The organism is Pseudoxanthomonas sp. JC1303 (assembly GCF_058448525.1).
In genome coordinates this window covers 2,342,829-2,363,834 of record NZ_CP185958.1, presented here as the reverse complement: position 1 = coordinate 2,363,834, position 21,006 = coordinate 2,342,829, and the positions used below count along the sequence as shown (strand labels likewise).

The window sequence follows — 21,006 nt, the reverse complement described above, 5'->3', positions numbered from 1 at the left end:
ATCAGCAGGACCCAACCATGAGCGAAAGCAAGACCTTCCACCTCCCCGACCTGGGCGAGGGCCTGCCCGATGCCACCATCGTGGAGTGGTTCGTGAAAGAAGGCGACGTGGTGCGCCTGGACGAACCGCTTGTGTCGATGGAGACGGCCAAGGCCGTGGTCGAAGTGCCTTCGCCGGTCTCGGGCAAGGTGCTCAAGCTGGCCGGCGCCGCCGGCGAGGTGGTGGTGACCGGCGCGATGCTGGCCCAGTTCGCGCCAGACCCCAGCCTGCCGCAGCGCGCGGAAGGCCAGGACACCGGCCATCACCACGGTCCGCCGAAGGCGGCCGCACCGGCCAAGCCCGCGCCCGCGCCGACGCCGGCGGTAGAGAGCTTCGATCACGAGCGCGACGACGCCGGCACGGTGGTTGGCGCGATGCAGTCCTCCGATGCGGTGCAGAGCGAGTCCGCCGTCGCCGTGGGCGGGGTCAAGGCGATGCCGGCGGTGCGCGCGATGGCGCGCAAGCTGGGCGTGGACCTGACCCGCGTGCGCGCCACCGGCGCCGAGGGCGTGGTGACCATGGCCGATGTGAAGCAGGCCGCGGCCGATGGCTCGGCCAAGCTCGGTCGCGTGCCGCCGGCACGTGGCGCGGCATCCGCAGCGGCGCCAGCGCCCAGCGCCGACGCCAACCGTGCGCGCACCACCCTGTCGGCCAGCGGCAAGCCGATGCGCACCTCGCCTCCGGGCAGCAGCGCCAGCGGCCAGCCCGAGCCGCTCAAGGGGGTGCGTCGCAACATGGCCCGGGTCATGGCCGAAGCCCACGCGCAGGTGGTAGCGACCACGCTCAACGACGATGCCGATATCCAAGCCTGGTCGCCAGGCAACGACCTCACTGCACGCCTGGTGCGCGGCATCGTCGCCGCCTGTCGTGCGGTGCCGGCGATGAACGCCTGGTTCGACGGCCAGGCGCTGACCCGCACCCTGCATCCGCACGTGGACGTGGGCATCGCGGTGGACACCGACGATGGCCTGTTCGTGCCCGCCCTGCGCAATGCCGACATCCTCGATGCACGCGGCGTGCGCGAGGGCGTCAACCGCCTGCGCACCCAGGTGCAGGAGCGCTCGATCCCGGCCAGCGAGCTGACCGGCTACACGATCTCGCTGAGCAACTTCGGCATGTTCGCCGGCCGCTATGCCACCCCGATCGTGGTGCCGCCGTGCGTGAGCATCGTCGCCGCCGGACGCGCGCGCTTCCAGATGACGCCGGTGATGGGCGGCTTCGAATCGCACAAGGTCATCCCGCTGTCGGTGACCTTCGACCACCGCGCCTGCACCGGCGGCGAGGCCGCGCGCTTCCTGCGCACGCTGATCGACGACCTGGCGCTGGCCGACTGACGCGGCCCGCCCACTTAGCCGCCCACACCACAACGCCGGCTACAAGGCCGGCGTCGTCGCTTCAGGCGGGGTCGCGCTGCGCGGCCGCTCAGTCGGCGTCGTCGAACTCCATTTCGCCCGAGCCCGTCCGCGGCGCCGCGGGTGCGGGCGGCGCATGGCGCATGTCCGCGCGGCGCACGACCTCGACGTAGAACTGGGTGCCGCCCTGCGCGACCCACGTATCGATCACGCGAATCAGTTCACCGGAGGAGACGTCCCGGGCGCTGGCTTCGTCGGCACCGAAGCGCGCATCGAACCGCCATACTTCCATTCCCACGGGCAACGGCTTGCGTTGCTCGCGCGCGATGTACTTGCGGATCTCGTGCTTGCTGGCCTCCAGCAGGCGATCCGGATGCTTGCCTTCGAGATTGAGCTGGTAGGTCTTGCGCATGACGTTGGCCTGGAACACGGCCGTGCATTGTGAGGCCGTCCGCCGCTGCGCGCGACTGTGGGGGACTTGGTGGGAGCTGCCATGGCAGCGAAGAGCCCTTCCGGGAAAGCGTCATCGCCGCCGTGGCGGCTCCCGCGGAAGGCTTGGCCGATAATCGGGGTCTTCCCCCCCCCCTGGAGCGACCAGATGCCCGAATCCCGCCTGCACGACCTGCGCATCCTGGTGGCCGGAGGCAGCCGTGGCATCGGCCTGGCCATGGCCGATGCCTTCGCCCGCGAGGGGGCGCACGTGTCGATCTGTGCCCGCAGCGAAGGGCCGCTGCGCGAGGCCGTGGCCCGCCTCAGCGGCCACGGCCGCGCCGTCCACGCCCTGCCCTGCGACCTGTCCGATCCGGACCAGATTCACGCCTGGGTGGAGGCAGCCGCCGCCGCACTGGGCGGCATCGACGTGGTGGTCAACAACGCTTCGGGCTATGGCAACGGCAGCGACGATGCCAGCTGGGCGGCCGGCTTCGACGTGGACCTGATGGCCGCCGTGCGCACCAACCGCGCCGCCCTGCCTCACCTGCGCCGCAGTGCCGCGCCGGCCATCCTCAACATCTCCTCGATCAACGGCACGGTGCCCACCCCGCGCGCGGCGGCCTACTCCACCGCCAAGGCCGCGCTGAACTACTACACCGCGACCCTGGCCACCGAGCTGGCGCGCGAGAAGATCCGGGTCAACGCCCTCGCGCCGGGCTCGATCGAGTTTCCCGACGGTCTATGGGACCAGCGCAGGAGCACCGAGCCGGCGCTGTACGCGCGCATCCAGGGCAGCATCCCATTCGGCGCGTTCGGCACGGTGGAAGATGTGGCCGAGGCCGCGGTGTTCCTGGTCTCGCCCGCGGCGCGCTGGATCACCGGGCAGATCCTGGCGGTGGACGGCGGGCAGTCGCTGGGCGCCTGAGGCCTCCCCGCGCCCCTCAGCTGGCCATGGCCAGCACGATCCGGCCCTCGATCTGGCCGGCGTGCATCCTGGCGAACACCTGGTTGATGTTCTCCAGCCGGTCGGTTGCCACAGTGGCCTTGACCTTGCCAGCCGCGGCGAAGGCCAGCGACTCCTGCAGGTCCAGTCGGGTCCCCACGATGGAACCGCGCACGGTGATACCTTCCAGCACCATGTCGAAGATCGACAGCGAAAACTCGCCCGGCGGCAGGCCATTGAGCGCCACGGTGCCGCCGCGCCGGACCATGCCCAGCGCCTGACGGAACGCCACCGGCGAGACCGCGGTGACCAGCGCACCGTGGGCGCCGCCGATCTCCTTCCTCAGGTAGGCCACCGGGTCGGTGGTCTTGGCGTTGACCGTCACCGTGGCGCCCAATTCGGTGGCCAGGGCGAGCTTGGCATCGTCGATATCCACCGCCGCCACGTTCAGGCCCATGGCGCGGGCGTACTGCACGGCCATGTGACCCAGGCCGCCGACGCCGGAGATCACCACCCAGTTGCCCGGGCGGGTGTCGGTCATCTTCAGTCCCTTGTAGACGGTCACCCCCGCGCACAGCACCGGGGCGATCTCGACGAAGCCGATATTGGCCGGCAGATGGCCCACGTAATTGGCGTCGGCCAGCGCGTATTCGGCAAAGCCGCCATTGACCGAGTAGCCGGTATTGCGCTGGGACTCGCACAGCGTTTCCCAGCCACCCAGGCAATGCTCGCAGTAGCCACAGGCCGAATACAGCCACGGAATGCCGACCCGGTCGCCTTCCCTGACGTGGGTGACGCCCGCGCCGACAGCCACGACGTGGCCCACGCCCTCGTGACCGGGAATGAACGGCGGCTTGGGCTTGACCGGCCAGTCGCCTTCGGCAGCGTGCAGGTCGGTGTGGCACACCCCGCAGGCCTCGATCTTGACCAGCAGTTCGCCGGCGGCCGGCCTTGGCACGGGGACTTCCTGGATCTGCAGCGGCTGGCCGAAGTCGGTGACGACGGCGGCCTTCATGGTCGGGTTCATGGGTAGGACTCCTGGGCTCGGGGGGAAGGCAGCCCCCGCACACCAGTCACCGGGGCCTGCGGCGATCCTCCGCCCTGCGACCCGGTGCGGCATTGATCCGGATCAAGCCGCGCGCCAAACCTGCCTCCTGCGGTCCCCGGCCGTGGAAGGGGAACCACACGCCAACGCCGACATGTTCACTCGTGCGCGGACGCCTCCTCGCGCTGCGCCGCGCTGGCCGCACGTCGCCCGGCGAACTCCGAGCCCGCCTCCCACTGCGGCCAGGCGTCGCTATCGGCAATGCGCCGGCCCAGGTCGTAGACCACCGCGACGTCCTGCGCCTGGCCGGTCGCATCCCAGCCCTCGGTCACCTTGTCGCAGGGTTGGTGGTAGCAGCGGGCGAAGTAGGCCTCGCGCAGCGCCTTGCCGCGCTCGACCCCACCCTCGACCATGTCCAGCCCAGGCCCCACGGTGATCGCCGGCACGCCCTGCTGGGCGAAGGCGAAATGATCGGCCCGGTAGAAAAAGCCGGCTTCCAGGTTGGGATCGGGCGTATAGGCCTTGCCACGCGCCTTGGCCACGTCGGCCAGTGCGCCTTCCAGTGAGACCCGGCCGCGTCCCCACGAGGCGATGTCGCGCGTGGGGCCATCGGGACTGAACATTTCCATGTTGATCACCGCGGCCGTCTTGGCCAGCGGCATCAGCGGGTGGGCGGCGTAGTAGGTCGCGCCCAGCAGCCCCTTTTCCTCGGCGGTCAGGGCCATGAACAGCACCGTGCGCGCCGGGCGCGGGCCAGCGGCGAACGCGCGCGCCAGCTCCAGCACGGCGGCCACGCCGGTGGCGTTGTCCACCGCGCCATGCCGGATCGCATCGCCCTGCGCATCCGGCTGGCCCACGCCATAGGCGTCCCAGTGCGCCGAGTAGATCACCGCCTGGTCGGGCTGCTTGGCACCCTGGAGGCGGGCGATCACGTTGTGGCTGGTGACCTGCGCGCGCTTGACTGCAAAGTCCGTGCTCAGGGTCGCATCACCCAGCGTGACCGGGGTGAAGTCCGCGCGCTGCGCCCGCGCCTTCTGCGCCTGGAAATCCAAGCCGGCCGCGCGAAACAGCGCCACAGCCGCGTCGCGCTGCACCCAGCCACGCAGGCGCGTGTGGTACTGCGCCGCGTCGGCCCGTGGGATGTCGAACAGCGCCGAGGTCCCCGAACTGCGGACCGTCGCCCAGCCATACGCGGCCGGCGCGGTCTCGTGGACGATCAACACGCCGGCCGCACCCTTGCGCGCCAGTTCCTCGTACTTGTAGGTCCAGCGCCCGTAGTAGGTCATGCCCTTGCCATCGAAGGCACCCGGCTGCGGCGTCTCGAAGTCCGGATCGTTGACCAGCACCACCGCGACCTTGCCGGTCAGGTCCACGCCCTTGTAGTCGTCCCAGTGGCGCTCCGGCGCGTCCACGCCATAGCCCACGAACACCAGCGGCGCATCTTTCAGCATCACCCGGTCAGCCGGATACAGGGACTGCAGGGTCACGTCTTGGCCATTGCGCCAGCGGGACGCATGCCCGGCCACACGGACCGTGGCGACCGGATCGCCCTGGACCTCGGCGCGCACCAGGGTGACGGCCTGGGTCCAGCCGCCCTGCTCGCCGCCGGGCTGCAGCCCAGCCGCCTTGAACTGCTCCACCAGGTAGTCCACGGTTTTGCGCTCGCCCTCGCTGGCGGGGGCACGGCCTTCGAACGCGTCGGAGGCCAGCACACGGACGTGGCGCGCCAGCGCATCGGCATCGATCTGGACCGGCGCTTGCGCCAGCGTGGGCGGCGCGGCGGCCAAGAGCAGGGACAGGGCGAAGCAAGCGCGCATCGGACAACTCCATCGGGATGGCGGGGCCTGGCAGTCTAAGCCAGCCCGCTTGCCCACTCCGGCATGCTCAGCGGCCTGCGCGATCCAGCCAGCAGGCCAGGCCCTGCGCGTTGAGTTCGATGTCCATGGCCAGCGCCTCGTGCACCTGCGCCTCATCCAGCGGCACCTGGGCCTCGCGGGCACGCTGCTGGTAGAGCGCGGTCAGGCCTTCGAGCAGTTTGCCGTGGCGGTCCGGGTGGCTCTCGAAATCCTGGCCGAGCTTGGCCATCGCATTGATCTGTTCGTACAGCGCCTGGGCGAGTTGCTCGACCTGCGCGTAGGTCTCGCCGACACGCCCGTAATGGGTCAGGTACATGCCCTGCGGCTGGTAAGCCAGCAGGCGCGCAATGGACTGCTTCAGCGCGTCCGGTTCGAACTGCACCGGCGAGCTGGTCGGCAGGATGAAGGCGCCCTGCGGGCCATCGAGTTCGCGATAGGACAAGCCGAAGGTGTCGCCGGTGAACCAGCAGGCGCTGCGCGTATCCCACACGCAATAGTGGTGCCTGGCATGGCCGGGGGTATCCAGGCATAGCAGCGGGCGACCGTTGTGGTCGACCACATGTCCATCCTCGGCCACGACCACACGCTCGGCCGCCACCGGCTGCACCTGCCCATAGCTGCGCGCGATCTCCGCCTCGCCATAGACCGCCGTGGCACCGGCCACGATGCGACTGGGGTCGATCAGATGGGGCGCGGCGCGCGGATGCGCGACCGCTCTGGCATTGGGCAGGTGCTGCAGCAGCAGTCCCGCGCCGCCGGCATGGTCCAGGTGGATATGGGTGACCAGCAGCCAGTCGATGTCCGCTGGCGTCAGTCCGGCGCGCGCGATGGCCTCCAGCAGCAGCGGCACCGAATGATTGGTGCCGCAGTCGACGAACGCCCCGCGCCCGTTCTCGACGATCAGATAACAGGCGTCGAAGTGATCGCGCTGGAAGGCGGTGTCGACGGTATGGATGCCGTGCTGGCTCATGGCGGGCCGGAAACGCGTGGACGAAGCTTCAGTCTAGGCAGCGCGCCGTGAGCGCCCGATGCAGCGCGCGCCGGGGGCCCTACGACGCGGCGGCGGCTTCGCGCAGCGCCGCCAGTGCCGCCAGCACCGCATCGGCCGGGACCAGCAGGCTGATCTGCGGCGTCTCCATCTGGTCGGCGGTCTCGGCGTTCTTCAGCGCGGCGACCAACTGCCCGGCGTCGCGCGGCGAATCGAAGCCCTGGCTCTGCACCAGCACAGTGCCCTGCGCATCGGAGAGCTTGAAGTAGAAGCGTCCGTCGGCCTCGCGGTACTGCTTGAACACCGGCAGCGCGGCCTTGGCCACAGCCTTGGGCGCGGTGGCCGCGGCGGCCGACAGATCGCGCAGGCCCACCGCATCGCGCAGTTCGCGCAGGAACGGCGTGGCGTACTTGGCGCGCAGGCGCGCTGCGCCATCGCGCAGGATCTCCTCGATCCGGTCCGGCCTGGCGACCAGCGTTTCGTAGCGCTCGCGCAGCGGCGCGATGTCACGCTCGACGCGGTCGAACAACTGCTGCTTGGCATCGCCCCAGCCGATGCCATCGGCATAGGCCTGGGCGAACGCGGCAGTCTCCTCCGGCGTGGCGAAGGCCTGGTAGAGCTGGAACAGCGGCGAGCCTTCGGTGTCCTTGGGCTCACCCGGCGCGCGCGAGTCGGTGAGGATTGAGAAGATCAGCTTCTTCAACTCGGCAGGCTTGGCGAACAGCGGGATCGTGTTGCTGTAGCTCTTGCTCATCTTGCGGCCGTCCAGGCCCGGCAGTGTGGCCACGTGGTCGTCGATCAGCGCCTCGGGCAGCGTGAAGTAATCGCGACCGTAGACATGATTGAAGCGCTGGCCGAAGTCGCGGGCCATCTCGATGTGCTGGATCTGATCGCGACCCACCGGCACTTGGTGCGCGTTGAAGAGCAGGATGTCGGCGGCCATCAGCACCGGGTACATGAACAACCCGGCAGTGATGCCGGCATCGGCGTCCTCGCCCTCGGCGGTGTTCTTGTCCACTGCGGCCTTGTAGGCGTGCGCGCGATTGAGGATGCCCTTGCCGGCCACGCAGGTCAGGAACCAGGTCAGCTCGGAGATCTCGGGGACGTCGCTCTGCCGATAGAACCACACCTTGTCCGGCTCCAACCCCGCAGCCAGCCAAGTCGCGGCGATCTCCAGCGTCGAGCGCTGGGTGCGCGCCGGATCCTGCGCCTTGATCAGGCTGTGCAGGTCGGCCAGGAAGTAGAAGCTTTCGGCATCGGCCGCGTGGCTCGCGGCGATGGCCGGACGCACGGCGCCCACGTAGTTACCCAGGTGGGGCGTGCCGGAAGTGGTGATGCCGGTCAGGACTCGGGTGGTCATGCGCTGGTGTCGCGTGGAAATCGGGCCATGCAGTTTACCCGCCCAACTGCGGTTCCCCTTGTTGGGAACACGCATGCGTGAGAACCAGGCCCCCGCGATACGGGATCATCCATCTCGGGCATGCCGCGGCCGGGCAGGCGATCAGGCGCTGTTTCCGCACCCCACGCGTGAGTACGGACGACCGTCAGCAAGAGCGCACATGGAATGTTGGGTCGCATACGACGACGGGCCCGAAGGCCCGTCGTCAATGTGTCACTACAGAACCAAATCAGTGGCGGTGATCCAGATCGCGCTCGAACGCCGATACCTCACGGTTGGCGCGGTCGCGATCCCAGCCATAGCGTTCCTGCAGCTTGCCGGCCAGATATTCGGAGTTGCCTTCGGCCACATCGAACACGTCGTCTGTCAGATCGCCCCACTTGGCCTGGGCCTTGCCCTTCAGCTGCTTCCAGTTGCCGGCGATGATGTCCTTGTTCATACGTCACCTCTTGTCGTTTGGTTTGGTGTTGCCGAATCGCGTGACCAGCATCGCCATCGAGGCGTTGTGTGCGCATGAGCGAGCCGTGGAGGCGCCGTTATCTGTTCAGGCAGACCATCGTGCATTCCATGCGACAAAGAAAAGCCGGCTTTCGCCGGCTTTTCTCGACAACCGTGGCGCGTGCCCCGGTCATGTCGGCACGCTTACTTGGTGCCGGTGCCGCCGGTGTTGTCGGCAGCGTCTTCCATCTTGCCTCCCACCTTCTGGACGTCCTGGCCAGCACCCTTGACGGTGTTGCAGGCAGCCAGCGAGCCAGCGAAAAAAGCAGACAGCATCAGCATGCAGATCATGCGCTTCATGGGAGTTCTCCAGTCGTGTGGTTTCCCGGTTTTCCCCATCGGAAAACCTTGGCGCAGAGGCTGACGAGGACGCCGTGGAAGCTGCGTGAACCCTGCACGTGCCGGTCAGCCGCGGTTGCGGCGGCGTTGAGCGATGGGCTTCAGGAAGATGGTGCCGCTTGTCCGAATCGAACGGACGACCTACCGCTTACAAGGCGGTTGCTCTACCAGCTGAGCTAAAGCGGCACGGACCGGCGCGGGGCCGGGCCCGCATTCTAGCCGCTGATGCGCCCGCAGTCGCGCGTGGCGGCCCGGGGCGCCTGGGCCTGGGCGCGTACCGCGGCACTGTCTTCCGCGCCTGCCGGCAGGGCGACATCCAGCCACCATTGCGAGGCGCCTTCCTCGCCGACCGGCTGCAACTGCGCGCTGAAGCCCGCCTTGCGCAGATCGGCCTGGCGGCGCAGCGCAGCCTCGCGGCTGCCATAACGTCCCAGCGCCACGCCGTTGGCCGTCTCGCCGGTGTTGATGATCATGTAGTCGGTGAAACCCGCCTGGGCGATGCGCTCGACCATGGCCTGCGCGGCGCTGCGATCGGCCAGCGGCGGCAGGATGACGCTGTAGGCGCGCGCTGGCGCGGACTCGGAGCGGACCTGCGCGCGCACCGCGGCCGGCTGCAGGCGGCCGCGCGCGGCCCGCGCGGCCTCGGCGCTGTCGAACGGTCCCAGCGCAAGGCAGGTCTCGGCCGCTGTCGGACTGGGCGGCGGCACTGAGGCCTGGGCCGGGCTCTCAGGCACAGACGCGGGCGGCGCTGCCACGGATTCGGCCGACGTGGTCGGCGCCGGGGATGGCATCGAAGGTGCCGGGGCGGGCTCCTGCGTCTCGCTCGCCAGCGGCGTGGGCGGCGCGACGGCGGGTTCCGGCAATGGCAATGCCGCGGAGGGCGCCACCAGTTCCAGCTGGGCGACCGCCTGTGGCGGCTTCGTCGGCGGCTCGGTCTGCGCAGGGCGGCCCAGCCACCAGCCGGCCACACCCAGGTTGAGAAAGACCAGCAGGACGATCAGGGCGCGGATCAGCATGGGGCCGGATTCTATCGGGCCACCGGCGTCGGCGTGGACGCCTGCCCGCGCGCCCACGCCGCCAGCCCATCGAGCACCAGGCTGTCGGCGCGGCGCGCCTCCGGCAACAACGCGAGCAGCGAGGCGATGCCGCCGCCGTGCAGCAGCAGTCCCGGACGCGCACCCAGCATCCGTTCGGCCTGGGCCAGGCTGCGCTCGATCAGGGCCACGGCGGCCCCGTCGCAGCCGGAGGCCAGCGCATCCTGGGTGTCACGCGCGAACTCGTCGAAGTCTCCCCCTTCCGCCGGCAGCTGCCTGGCGGCGCCGTGCAGGGCCTGGCGCATCAGCTGTGGCGACGGGGCGATGCGCCCGCCCAGGTGCCGTCCCCGCGCATTGAGCAGATCGATCGTCAGCGCCGTCCCGACCCCGGCCACCAGCCAGGGTCCCGGCCCCTGGCCAAGTGCTCCCAGCAGCGCCAGGAAGCGATCCACGCCCAGACGCGACGGATCCGGATAGGCGACCTGCAGATCGCCCAACCGGGCCTGGCTGCGCGCGAAGGACACCACCCGGAAGCGCGCCTGCAGCAGATCCAGCAGGCGGGCGGTCAGCGCCGGCGAGGCCACGCTGGCGATGCTGGCCGACAGCCCCTGCGCAGGCAGCGCGGTGGCCAGCGCCTTTAAGCCGGCGTCATCGGCGTGCCCCAGGGCCAGGACCGGACCACGGCGGCCATCGGCCTGGAGCGGCGCGCACTTGAGCCGCGTATTGCCCAGATCGAACACCCAGCGCGCGCGATCGGTGCTCATGCGCGCGCCGGCCGCACACTGACCTCCCCGGCATGGACCGCACGCAGCTCGCGCCCGACCCGCAGGCGCAGCGCGCCGTCCTCGCCGATGCCCTCCGCGGTGCCGGTGATGTCGCCCTGTGCCTGGTACACCATCACGCGCCGCCCGCGCAGGGCATCGAGCGCGGCATAACGCGGCAGGAACGGCGCCAGGCCCTGCGCGTCGAACAGCGCCAAGGCCGGCAGCAGCGCCTCCAGCACCTGAGCCACCACCCGGTCGCGTGGCGGACGCGCGGGCAGCGCATGCGCCAGATCGATCCATGGCTGGTCGATCGCCGTCCCCTGAGAGACGGGCATGTTGACGTTCAATCCGATCCCGACGACCGCCCGGACCGGGCCACCGGCCTCGCCACCGCCCTCCACCAGCAGGCCGCCGAGCTTGCGCTCGGCCACAAGCAGGTCATTGGGCCACTTCAGCCCGATGCCCTCCACGCCCAGCCCGCGCAATGCCTCGGCGACGGCCACGCCGGCGACCAGGCTCAGCCCGCCCAGGCGGGCCAGCCCGCCACCGAAGCTGCGCGCCACCGACAGGTAGACATGGGCGGCCAGAGGCGAGGTCCAGGTTCGCCCGCGACGGCCGCGTCCGCCGGTCTGGCGCTCGGCCAGCAGCACCAGGCAGCCCTGGCTCGGCGCGGGCCGCCGCAATAGCTCGCTGTTGGTGGAATCCAGCGACCAAGCCACTTCCAGCGACGCGATCTCGGCACGCACGGGCGCCGGAAGCGACACGGTGATTCGCGCGGGCTCCAGCAGGTCCAGTGGCTGCTCCAGTACATAGCCCTGGCCGGCACTTCCGGCAATGGCCACGCCGGCTTCGCGCAGGGACTGGACCCGCTTCCAGATCGCCGCGCGGGTCAGTCCGGTCTCCTGCGCCAGCAGGTCGCCGGACACCGGCCCGGCTGCCAGCCGCAACAGCAGCTGGCGCTCACGTTCGGCGGGGCTGGTTGGCTGAACAGGACGCGCGGTCATCCCCGGCATTATGCGGCACCTTCACGGCGCGCCGAAGCGCGCTATGATTGGGACTTGCCGCTGTGTGCCCGCCCCGGAGTCTTCCGATGCTTCGCGCCTGCCTTGCCATCGTGCTGTTGAGCTGTGCCGCCTCACCCGTGCTCGCGCAGAACGGACGCGCCGAACCGTCGGGCGCCGCCAGCGCGGCCGGATCGGTGCATGGCGCTGACGCCGGCGCTTCCCCGGCCTCCCCGGACAAGACCAGCGCATCGACCAACTACGTGCGTGGCAGCAGTACGCCGGCCTCGGGCCAGGGCAGCGGTGGAGACGACGACAGCATGCTGCGCGTTCGCGTGCCCAAGTGGAACAGCTTTCTGCCAGGCATGTTCCGCTGATCCAGCGGCTGTGGCGCTGGCTGCGCGGCCAGCCTGCTTCAATCGATGATGCCCGTTGGGAGCATGCCGTTTCGGCATTGCCCTGGGCGCGTGGTCTGACTGCCGACCAGCGCGAGACACTGCGGCCACTGGTCGCCCGCTTCCTCCAGCAGAAGACCATCAGCACGGTGGCTGGACTGCAGCTGGACGATGCCGCTTGCCTGCAGCTGGCGGTCCTGTGCTGCCTGCCGCTACTCGGCATCGGCCCCGGCGGCCTGCGCGGGTGGTCGCAGGCGATTGTCTACCCGGAAGCCTTTCGGGTGCAGCGTAGTCATGTCGATGCCGCTGGGGTCCTGCATGAGTGGGAAGACGAACTCGCCGGCGAGGCCTGGGATGCCGGCCCGCTGATCCTCTCCTGGGCCGACATGCAGGCCGACATCGCCGATCCGGCGGCGGGCTATTGCCTCGCCGTCCATGAGATGGCCCACAAGCTCGATGCCCTGGACGGCGCGATGGACGGCACGCCGCCTCTGCCCGCAGCCTGGCGGCGCACCTGGGCGCGAGACTTCCAGCGTCATTACGACGCCCTGTGCCAGCGCGTGGATGCCGGCAAGCGCACGGCCATCGACGCGTATGCCGCCGAGTCGCCGGAGGAGTTCTTCGCAGTGGCGAGCGAATATCACTTCACCGATCCGGCCAGCCTGCGCCAGGCGATGCCGGAGATCGCGGATCATCTGGCACGCCTGTACGGCACCCCGCCCGTTCTATAGGCCCGGCGCTACAGGCCAGGCGGCAACTGGACCTCGAAGCGCGCCCCGCCCAATTCCTTGGAGCGGCTGACGGTGAGTTCGCCCCGATACCCGCGGACCAGATCCTGCACGATCGCCAGGCCGATGCCGTGACCCTGGACGCGCTCGTCACCGCGCACGCCGCGCTGCAGGACCTTGGCCACGTCGTCCTCGGCAATGCCCGGGCCGTCATCGTCGACGGCCAGCAGCAGTCCGGCCCGGCGATTGGCGGTCCCGCCCAGGGGCGCCACGGTCAGCAGCACGCGCGAGCGCGCCCACTTGAAGGCGTTCTCCAGCAGGTTGCCCATCAGTTCCTGCAGGTCGCCGGGCTCGCCATGGAAGCGCGCGGTCTCGTCGATCTCGAATTCGCAGATGACGCCCTTGGCCGCATAGACCTTTTCCAGCCCGCGCACGATGGATTCGGCGTAGGGCTCGATCGCGACCGGCGCGGAAAACAAGGCGTGGCCGCTGGAAGCCGCACGCGCCAGCTGGTAGGACACCAGGTCGTTCATGCGCTTGAGCTGGATGTCCAGTTCCTCGCGCAGGGCCATGGCATGCACGCCATCGTCCAGCTGGGCGCGCAGCACCGCCAGCGGGGTCTTCAGGCTGTGGGCCAGGTCGGCCAGCGTGTTGCGCTGACGCTCCAGGTTCTCGCGCTCGGAATCGATGAAGGCGTTGATGCTTTCGGTCAGCGGTTCCAGCTCGCGCGGGTGGTTGCCCGTCATGCCCTGCGCCTGGCCACGCTGGACGCGCTTGAGCTCGGCGATCACGCGCTGCAGCGGCCGCAGGCTCCAGTTGAGGATCAGGCCCTGCAGCAGCAGCAGCACCACGCCGGCGCTGCCCAGATACACCCATAGCGCATGACGGAAGGTCTGCAGCTGCGAGGTCAGCACCTGGGTGTCTTCCAGCACATAGATCGAATACTGGAATTCGCTCTGCGGTCCGCGCGCGCCCCACACCGTGCCCAGGCCGAACCGGTACACCGTGCCGGCGCTGCCATCGAGCTGGGTCATGTCCAGCGGCCCCTCGAAATCGCGGCCGCCGGGCTTAAGCAGCTTGCCCGAAGGCAGATAGGGGCCTAGCGAGGAGTCCGAGCTCCAGCGCCCGTTGGGCAACACGATCTCGGCGTAGAGCCCACTGCCGGGCTGGCCGAAGCGCGGGTCGATGGCACTGTCCGAGGGAGGGATCAGCGACCCGTCACGACCGAAATCGACCTTATTCGCATAGGACAGCGCATAGCCCTCCAGGCGCCGCTCCAGATTGTCCTCGGCGGTGGTGACGAAGGCCCGGTCCAGGGCCACGCCGGCCAGCGCCAGGAACGCCAGCAGGCCGACACTGGCCGCCAGCAGCTGGCGCGCCCGCAGCGAGCGTGGACGCCACTTGACGATCGGCTCGCGTGGGCCGCCCGCAGGCGGCGCAGGGGACTGCGCCTCGGGCATCAGCCCTCGTTGCGCGGAATCGCGAAACGATAGCCGCGACCGCGCACGGTCTCGATGGGCTTGAGCGCCCCGTCAGGATCGAGCTTCTTGCGCAGGCGGCCGATGAAGACTTCCAGCACATTGGAATCGCGATCGAAATCCTGCTGGTAGATGTGCTCGGTCAAATCGGCCTTGGAGACCAGTTCACCGGCATGCATCATCAGGTACTCGAGCACCTTGTACTCGTAGCTGGTCAGATCGACATTGCTGCCGTTGACGCTGACCGTCTGCGCCGCGAGGTCCAGGGCGACCGGGCCGCATTCCAGCGTCGGCTTGGACCAGCCCGCCGCGCGGCGCAGCAGCGCATTGACGCGCGCGAGTAGTTCCTCGACGTGAAACGGCTTGACCAAGTAATCGTCCGCGCCGTGCTTGAGGCCCTCGACCTTGTCCTGCCAGCTCGAGCGGGCCGTGAGGATGAGCACCGGGAACTTCTTGCCCTCGTCCCGCAGCGCCTTGATCAGCTCCATGCCCGACATCTTGGGCAGGCCCAGATCGATGATGCCCACGTCGAACGGGACTTCCCGCCCCATGTACAGGCCTTCCTCGCCGTCTTGCGCGGCATCGACGGCAAAGCCCTCGCGCTTGAGGCGCGCAGCAAGGGTTTCACGCAGGGGGGCTTCGTCTTCGACCAGCAGAATGCGCATGGACTCTCCCTAGAAATCAGTGTCGGTATTGAACGGGCGGCACCTGAATGAACCACCATTTCGTTCAGATTACGGTTGTGGGGGGTTAGCCCCGCGTGGACGCTCGGCGGGCGCGTCGTTCCGGGCCGAGCCGCCGCCGCGGCGTTGACGATTGCGCGAGGCCATGTCGTCGTCCATGTAGCGGACCCGGCCCTGATCGTCCATCACCTTGACCCGCATGATGTCGCGGCCATCGAACTGAACCCGCTCTGCACCCAGCACACGGCCGCCGCTCCGGGCCTGGGCGCGACGCACGGCTTCGGCCGCCTCCGCGCGGGAGCGCGCACCGCCATCATCGAATCGACCGCGACCGTCCTGGGGGATATTCTCGCGACCGCCGCCGGGCGGCCATGCGCCCCGATGCTGCGCCCAGGCTGGTGCGACCGCGCATAGGGCAGTCGTTCCGGCGAGCAGTAGGCAGTAAGCGCGTGAGCAGGTCATAACGAAATCGTAACGGAGCATTCCCCGATAGGGATGAACCGCTGCCGATCCTCCGATCAGGATGGACCACCAGTCTTGGAAGCACGCGGTGAATTGGCTCTGAACTTCCTGAACGGGGATCGGTGGGGATTCAGCGCGGTGAAGCCTCAAAAGATTTCCGCCACGCAGCACCGCAGCGAGCCCCCCGCCGCCTCGATTGCCTCCAGCGGCACGCTGCGCACCGCAAGGCCGAGCGCCTGCAGTCGGCCCAGTTGCGAAGGGACCAAAGCCTCCCGTGCGATTTGGCTCATCCAGACCGCGCCGGGATCCAGGCTGATCGCGTTGGCCGCGAAGGCGCGCTTCTGCGCTGCCGTCAGGGTCAACACGCCGTCGCCATACAGCTGTTCGAGCACCCTGAGCAGGGGATCAGGCGTGGCCACCCCATCCGGGCACACCAGCGCCGCGCGGCCGGCCAGCAGCGCCAGCACGACATTGGTGTGGTACTCGCCCGACGCCAGGTCGAACACGAACGTGGCGCGCAGCCCGAAGGCCGCGTGCATGAGCGCGGCACCCTGCGCATCGCAGCGTTCGGACAGTCCGCAGAATCCCAAGCCGCGGGCGCGGTCCACGACCAGTGCGCCGGTCAGTTCGCAGGGATGCGCCTGGGTGGACAGGTCGGTTTCGGCATAGCCCAGCACGTCGGTGAAGAACCGCCTGATGTCGGGACGATCCGCCTCGCGCTGACGCACCGGATGCCGCATGCGCCCCACGATCAATCGTCCGGATGTCGTGGCGAAGACGTTATTGGGAAACAGCGCGTCGGGCGTGCGAGCGTCCCCTGCGAACGTGATCACCGGCACCGAGGCGACCAGCGCGCAATGCAGGGCGCGGTGCTCGGCTGCGGCCGCACCGGGATCGAATCCCCCCTTGGCCATGTACACGTTGTCCTGTGCCGACTCGGCGGCGCGGGCAAACCCATCGGGCGAGACGAGAAAGGCCGCGCGCGCCGTCGCCGGACCGGCGTCGGGCGCACAGGCCAGCGCACGTTGCAAAAAGACCGCCGGATCGCGCGTCAGCATCGAGGACTCAGGCCGCGGCCGTCAGGCCCGTGTCGGTGCCTTCCATCGCCTCCTCCACCAGGCGCCAGTCCGCGCCGGGACGATGGGCACCCTCGCTCAGGACCTGGCGAAAGCGCCGCCCCCCCGGCTGCCCGGCAAACAGCCCCAGGACGTGGCGGGTGATGTGCTTGAGCGGCGTGCCTTGCGCCAGCGCGGCCTCGACGTAGGGACGCAACGCCTCCAACAGCGCACGCCGCGAACGCGGCAGGGCCCCGGCCAGATGCGCATCGGCGCGATGCAGCAGATAAGGGTCGTGATAGGCCGCGCGCCCGAGCATGACCGCATCGACCTGCTGCAGGTGTTCATCGATGGCCGACAGCGAAGCGATGCCGCCATTGAGTGAAATCGTCAGTCCAGGCCGCTCCTGTTTGAGCCGGTACGCCCATTCGTAGCGCAACGGGGGGATCTCGCGATTTTCCTTTGGCGAGAGCCCATCCAGCCAGGCCTTGCGCGCATGCACGATGAAGGTATCGCAGCCGGTCTGGGCCACCTGGTCGATGAAGCCGGCGAAGTGCGCGTAATCCTCCAGCTCATCCACGCCCAGGCGGCACTTCACCGTCACCGGGACCTGCACGGCCGCGCGCATGGCGGCAATGCACTCGGCCACCAGTGCCGGCTCCTTCATCAGACACGCCCCGAAGCGGCCGGCCTGCACCCGGTCCGACGGACACCCAACATTGAGGTTGATCTCGTCGTAGCCATAGTCCTGCCCCACACGCGCCGCTGCGGCCAGGCGCACCGGTTCGCTGCCCCCTAGTTGCAGCGCCACGGGATGTTCCGACGGGTCATATCCCAGCAGGCGTTCACGATCGCCCTGCAGGACCGCGTTGGCGTGCACCATCTCGGTGTAGAGCAAGGCGCCTGGCGCAAGCACACGATGAAACGCCCGGCAGTGCCGGTCGGTCCAGTCCATCATCGGGGCAACGGATAGCCGGATTACCCGATTTTGCTGCGGGTTCAGTGACTTACTGGATGGCCTGGGTGAAGAATTATTCACTTTATATACCGCGTTTTCATCATCATTTCCGTGCCGCTGTACCATTGATGCACCACCAGCTGGGTGGTACACCGCCCCGTGGTACACCGATGGCAACCCTGCAGCCACGGAACGGCCGATGGAGGGCCATTGTGCGCCGCAAAGGCCACAAGGCCCAAACGAGGACGTTCCCCACCAAGACCGCCGCCAGGACGTGGGCCGACCGAATCGAGCGCGAGCTGGCCGAGCTCGAAGCACGCGGCGAAACCCCGGCTGACACCACGACTTTGGCCGAGCTGATCGACTGGCGCACTGGCGAACTGCATCACTTCGGCCGGCAGCTCAGCATGACTCAGATCGGCAACCTGACCCGCCTGCGCGAAGGGCTTGGCAATATCCAAGTGCGGGCGCTGACGGCCAACGACGTAATCGATCACGCTCGCCGGCGTGTGACCGGTGATCACATGCTGCCGAACGGCGTTGTCATCCCGCCCGTGTCGCCGGCGACGATGAATGTGGAGCTCGGCTACCTGTCCGAGCTTTTGAAGTTGGCTGCACCCATGAAGTCGATCCGGCCGGTTGGGGATCCTGTAGCAGAAGCCCGTCCGGCTCTGCGCTTTCTGCGCATGGTGGGGAAGTCCAAGCAGCGCGACCGGCGCCCGACAGATCAAGAGCTCAACCGCCTGCGAGCCTACTTTGCCGCGGCGGCATGGCGATCGGAGATCCCCATGGTCGACGTGATCGAGTTCGCCGTGCTCACGGCCAAGCGCGAAAGCGAGATCACCCGTCTGCTGTGGTCGGACCTTGATGCGAAGACTCGAACCGTGCTGCTGCGCGACGCTAAGCACCCGCGGGAGAAGCTAGGCAACCACCGCCGATTCCCACTGCTCGGCGCAGCTTGGGACCTGGTGCAGCGACAGCCCAGGGCGGCCGATGAAGACCGCATCTTCCCCTACAACCCTAAGTCGATCGGCACGGCGTTCACCCGGGCCTGCGCCAAGCTGGCCATCGACAACCTCCACTTCCACGATCTACGCCATGAAGGCACCTCGCGCCTATTCGAGCAGGGGTACGACATCCCCGAAGTGGCTGCGGTCACTCTGCACAAGTCGTGGAATGAGCTGAAGCGCTACACCCAGCTGCGGCCAGAGTCGCTGCACCGCCTGCCTGCCGCGCCCGAAGCTGAAACCGCTTCCAAGTAGCGCGGGGCGGCCTGGCCGCGCGCGGCGCAAAGGCGTCCGAAACGCCGTCAACCCTCTGGCAAAAAGTCTCCTGGACCCGTCCGGACCAATTCGAAGACGCGGCCGGTCGATCAGCGACCGCTGGACGAAGCGACGAAGCAGTGGGCGGATGGAGAGCCATCGCCACTCTTTGGGTGATTTTTAGGGACGGCATCGGGAACAGGTAACAAAGGTAATCCCTGAGAATTTATAGGAAATTCATCTTACAAATCAATCACTTATTGTGAAATTGCAAAGGTAATTATTGGGTAACATTGAGGTAATGGGGTTACCTTTTCGGGAGGTAACATGTGGATGAAAAAATATCCTTATAAATCAATGACATTACCTTTCCGGGGTCTTGAAGTTACCTCGAATTACCCCGTCAGGTAACCCGTGTTTTTGCATTAAAATCAATCGCTTATGTTGATCTTTGCCGACGGGATTACCTGGTTACCTGTTTCCGATGGCGTCTCTAAAAAAACGAGACTCAGGAACGCGCTGCTACAGCCGCCACACCGGTCCCCGGAGCACCCAATTCCCGCAGGGATCCGCAGGCGAAAAGGCCGCTGTCAGCGGCTCGATGCGCCAATCACGGCCTGCCTTCTAGGGCAGCGCAGGCCCGCCGAAAAACAGGGGTAAAAAGACCGCAGGCGTGGCGGGGCGACGACTGCGCGCGCCGGCTGCTGGACCCGATCGGCGGCCCTTTGGCGTCCGAATGCGAGGTGCTGCCCTCCCTGCGCGCCTGGCCGCCCCTGGCCGGGCTGCGCGGGCCGCCGGGCGCGGTGCGCAGCCCAGTGGCGTGCCGGGCGACGATTGACCGAGCGGGGGCGCCAGCCGCGCTACCGTTGCCGCATGCAGATGCGCCTGGCCAAATTCCACTTCGTCCAAGCCTTCGAGGATTTGCTCGGCATCCGGCCGCCGCCGCCAGGGCACACCGGGGACACGATGGATACTTGGCGCATGGCGCCGGGCCAGTACCCGCGCGGCTACGGCGTTCGGAGCTATGGCGGCTTGGGTCTGGTGAGCCCTCAATGGGATCCGAGCCGCCCTGTGATCTGGGACGTGGATCTACCGTTCACCGCTGATAGCGGGCTCGCGGTGTTCTGCAGCGGGGTGCTCATCCGCGACCATGATGGCTGGCGCTACTTCGAGCCGCCCGACCGGGATCCTTTCCTCCTCGCCGCTGTAGTGCGTGGCTCGGCGATGTCGATCGTGGCCAGTTCGCAAGCGCGGTTCCCCTTCGTCCTTCCCGAGACGCAAGCCAACGCCTGGGCGGATGGCGTGATCCCATGGGAAAACGCGGTGCGCAGCCTTCCACGCGTCGAGCGCACCTGGTTCCGCTCAAGCTTGGTCGCACCGCCAGACCACGCGCCCGGCGATACGCCCGACATCATCACCCCAATGCTGGCTCTCGTACGAGAATAATCGTTGTGTAGTGTTGTGTATTTATCAGGCCTTGTGTAAACTTACACACATGGACAGCCGCACACTACTGAAGCAACTGCTCGCCGATGGGTTCGTGATCGTGTCGGTGCGCGGCAGCCACCACAAACTACGCAAGGGCGACCGCACGGTCATCCTGCCGCACCCGAAGAAAGACCTGCCGCAAGGCACTGTAAACAGCATCCGGCGCCAAGCCGGCTGGAGGCCCTAATGCTCTACCCCGTATACGTCTGGAAAGAAGGAGGCACCGCTTACGGCGCTACCCTGCCGGATCTTCCCGGCGTCAACACTGCGGCCGATGAGTTGGCCGACCTGCCGCGCATGGTGCAGGAGGCGGTCGAGTTGATGTTCGAAGGTGAGACGGTTGGCCCCGCTGCGCCTACCGATATCGACAAGTGGCGAGAGGATCCCGCGTTCGCTGGAGGATTCTGGATGATGGTCGACGTGGACATGGCGCGCCTCAACGCCAAGGCCGTGCGCGTCAATATCAGCCTGCCCGAGCACCTGCTGCATCGGATCGACAGCACCGCCCATGCCCGGCACCTGTCCCGCTCCGGCTTCCTCGCGCTGGCGGCAGAACGCGAGCTGGGCAAAGCGGCGCAGTAACGAAAGCAGCCAGCGGGGCCAGATGTTCGCGCGCGCCCTAGCCGTGATGCTTTCGGGTCTTGCACTGACGTCCAGCTGTAGTCAACCGGGATCGGGTAGGCTCACCCCTCAACCACAAAAGGGGCAAGGTCATGGAAAGGAAGAGGATTGAAGTACGCGACCCGAGCGGCAATCTTTGCAAGCTGGTGCCGGAGCCAGTCTGGGTGCTCCTTTCCCAGGCCGTCC

23 protein-coding genes and 1 tRNA gene are annotated in these 21,006 nt (G+C 68.1%); 8 read left to right on the top strand and 16 right to left on the bottom strand.

Annotated features, from left to right (window positions below; translation table 11 throughout):
- Window positions 1-17 precede the first annotated feature (17 nt).
- Entirely contained in the window at window positions 18-1,373 is a 1,356-nt protein-coding gene (locus ACORQU_RS10510) for a dihydrolipoamide acetyltransferase family protein (protein WP_491641137.1), read from the top strand.
- A gap of 88 nt (window positions 1,374-1,461) precedes the next feature.
- On the opposite strand, the gene ACORQU_RS10505 is transcribed toward ACORQU_RS10510, so the two are convergent.
- On the bottom strand, window positions 1,462-1,803 hold the full coding sequence (locus ACORQU_RS10505; RefSeq protein ID WP_491641136.1) for a DUF6172 family protein: 342 nt from the start codon (window positions 1,801-1,803) through the stop codon (window positions 1,462-1,464).
- 186 nt (window positions 1,804-1,989) lie between these two features.
- On the opposite strand from ACORQU_RS10505, the gene ACORQU_RS10500 reads away from it, so the two are divergent.
- Complete coding sequence (locus tag ACORQU_RS10500; protein WP_491641135.1) at window positions 1,990-2,748, top strand: SDR family NAD(P)-dependent oxidoreductase; 759 nt, start codon at window positions 1,990-1,992, stop codon at window positions 2,746-2,748.
- Between the two features lie 16 nt (window positions 2,749-2,764).
- Here the strand turns inward: ACORQU_RS10500 and adhP are convergent, their stop codons facing one another.
- The 10 genes from adhP to birA form a co-directional block, all read right to left on the bottom strand.
- The gene (gene adhP, locus ACORQU_RS10495) at window positions 2,765-3,793 is read right to left on the bottom strand and encodes an alcohol dehydrogenase AdhP (protein ID WP_491641134.1); all 1,029 of its coding nucleotides are present in this window, start codon (window positions 3,791-3,793) and stop codon (window positions 2,765-2,767) included.
- Window positions 3,794-3,969: 176 nt separating this feature from the next.
- Entirely contained in the window at window positions 3,970-5,628 is a 1,659-nt protein-coding gene (locus tag ACORQU_RS10490; protein ID WP_491641133.1) for a M28 family metallopeptidase, read from the bottom strand.
- A 67-nt stretch (window positions 5,629-5,695) separates the two neighbouring features.
- Window positions 5,696-6,637: an MBL fold metallo-hydrolase gene (locus tag ACORQU_RS10485; RefSeq protein WP_491641131.1), complete on the bottom strand. Its 942-nt coding sequence runs from the start codon at window positions 6,635-6,637 to the stop codon at window positions 5,696-5,698.
- 79 nt (window positions 6,638-6,716) lie between these two features.
- Window positions 6,717-8,015, bottom strand: coding sequence for a tryptophan--tRNA ligase (locus ACORQU_RS10480; RefSeq protein WP_491641130.1), 1,299 nt, complete (start codon window positions 8,013-8,015; stop codon window positions 6,717-6,719).
- 268 nt (window positions 8,016-8,283) lie between these two features.
- Window positions 8,284-8,493, bottom strand: coding sequence for a CsbD family protein (locus tag ACORQU_RS10475; RefSeq protein WP_271647372.1), 210 nt, complete (start codon window positions 8,491-8,493; stop codon window positions 8,284-8,286).
- Window positions 8,494-8,696: 203 nt separating this feature from the next.
- Entirely contained in the window at window positions 8,697-8,852 is a 156-nt protein-coding gene (locus ACORQU_RS10470; RefSeq protein ID WP_271647373.1) for an entericidin A/B family lipoprotein, read from the bottom strand.
- Window positions 8,853-9,001: 149 nt separating this feature from the next.
- Window positions 9,002-9,077, bottom strand: a tRNA-Thr gene (locus tag ACORQU_RS10465).
- 29 nt (window positions 9,078-9,106) lie between these two features.
- Window positions 9,107-9,907, bottom strand: coding sequence for an SPOR domain-containing protein (locus ACORQU_RS10460; RefSeq protein WP_491641129.1), 801 nt, complete (start codon window positions 9,905-9,907; stop codon window positions 9,107-9,109).
- An 11-nt stretch (window positions 9,908-9,918) separates the two neighbouring features.
- Window positions 9,919-10,689, bottom strand: coding sequence for a type III pantothenate kinase (locus tag ACORQU_RS10455; protein ID WP_491641128.1), 771 nt, complete (start codon window positions 10,687-10,689; stop codon window positions 9,919-9,921).
- On the bottom strand, window positions 10,686-11,693 hold the full coding sequence (gene birA / locus ACORQU_RS10450; RefSeq protein WP_491641126.1) for a bifunctional biotin--[acetyl-CoA-carboxylase] ligase/biotin operon repressor BirA: 1,008 nt from the start codon (window positions 11,691-11,693) through the stop codon (window positions 10,686-10,688). The genes ACORQU_RS10455 and birA overlap by 4 nt, the downstream gene beginning before the upstream one ends.
- Before the next feature lie 86 nt (window positions 11,694-11,779).
- Here birA and ACORQU_RS10445 point away from each other — a divergent pair, with 86 nt between their 5' ends.
- Window positions 11,780-12,067 (top strand): hypothetical protein, encoded by a 288-nt coding sequence (locus ACORQU_RS10445; protein ID WP_271647377.1) that lies wholly within the window; start codon window positions 11,780-11,782, stop codon window positions 12,065-12,067.
- Window positions 12,034-12,816, top strand: coding sequence for a M90 family metallopeptidase (locus ACORQU_RS10440; protein WP_491641125.1), 783 nt, complete (start codon window positions 12,034-12,036; stop codon window positions 12,814-12,816). Before ACORQU_RS10445 ends, ACORQU_RS10440 begins: the two co-directional genes overlap by 34 nt.
- Before the next feature lie 8 nt (window positions 12,817-12,824).
- On the opposite strand, the gene ACORQU_RS10435 is transcribed toward ACORQU_RS10440, so the two are convergent.
- The 5 genes from ACORQU_RS10435 to dusA form a co-directional block, all read right to left on the bottom strand.
- On the bottom strand, window positions 12,825-14,273 hold the full coding sequence (locus ACORQU_RS10435; RefSeq protein WP_491641123.1) for an ATP-binding protein: 1,449 nt from the start codon (window positions 14,271-14,273) through the stop codon (window positions 12,825-12,827).
- Window positions 14,273-14,956 (bottom strand): response regulator transcription factor, encoded by a 684-nt coding sequence (locus tag ACORQU_RS10430; RefSeq protein WP_491641122.1) that lies wholly within the window; start codon window positions 14,954-14,956, stop codon window positions 14,273-14,275. Before ACORQU_RS10430 ends, ACORQU_RS10435 begins: the two co-directional genes overlap by 1 nt.
- A gap of 69 nt (window positions 14,957-15,025) precedes the next feature.
- Window positions 15,026-15,250 carry a hypothetical protein gene (locus tag ACORQU_RS10425; protein WP_491641121.1) on the bottom strand — a complete coding sequence of 75 codons (225 nt, stop codon included), beginning with the start codon at window positions 15,248-15,250 and terminating at the stop codon, window positions 15,026-15,028.
- Window positions 15,251-15,582: 332 nt separating this feature from the next.
- Window positions 15,583-16,494, bottom strand: coding sequence for an arginine deiminase-related protein (locus ACORQU_RS10420; protein WP_491641119.1), 912 nt, complete (start codon window positions 16,492-16,494; stop codon window positions 15,583-15,585).
- A 7-nt stretch (window positions 16,495-16,501) separates the two neighbouring features.
- Complete coding sequence (gene dusA / locus ACORQU_RS10415) at window positions 16,502-17,575, bottom strand: tRNA dihydrouridine(20/20a) synthase DusA (RefSeq protein ID WP_491641118.1); 1,074 nt, start codon at window positions 17,573-17,575, stop codon at window positions 16,502-16,504.
- Window positions 17,576-17,661: 86 nt separating this feature from the next.
- Between dusA and ACORQU_RS10410 the strand changes: the two genes are divergently transcribed.
- From ACORQU_RS10410 to ACORQU_RS10395, 4 genes are all read left to right on the top strand, one after another.
- The gene (locus ACORQU_RS10410; protein ID WP_491641117.1) at window positions 17,662-18,711 is read left to right on the top strand and encodes a site-specific integrase; all 1,050 of its coding nucleotides are present in this window, start codon (window positions 17,662-17,664) and stop codon (window positions 18,709-18,711) included.
- Between the two features lie 873 nt (window positions 18,712-19,584).
- On the top strand, window positions 19,585-20,157 hold the full coding sequence (locus ACORQU_RS10405) for a hypothetical protein (protein ID WP_491641116.1): 573 nt from the start codon (window positions 19,585-19,587) through the stop codon (window positions 20,155-20,157).
- A gap of 49 nt (window positions 20,158-20,206) precedes the next feature.
- The gene (locus ACORQU_RS10400) at window positions 20,207-20,386 is read left to right on the top strand and encodes a type II toxin-antitoxin system HicA family toxin (protein WP_491641115.1); all 180 of its coding nucleotides are present in this window, start codon (window positions 20,207-20,209) and stop codon (window positions 20,384-20,386) included.
- Complete coding sequence (locus tag ACORQU_RS10395) at window positions 20,386-20,781, top strand: type II toxin-antitoxin system HicB family antitoxin (RefSeq protein ID WP_491641114.1); 396 nt, start codon at window positions 20,386-20,388, stop codon at window positions 20,779-20,781. The genes ACORQU_RS10400 and ACORQU_RS10395 overlap by 1 nt, the downstream gene beginning before the upstream one ends.
- The last annotated feature ends 225 nt before the right edge of the window (window positions 20,782-21,006 follow it).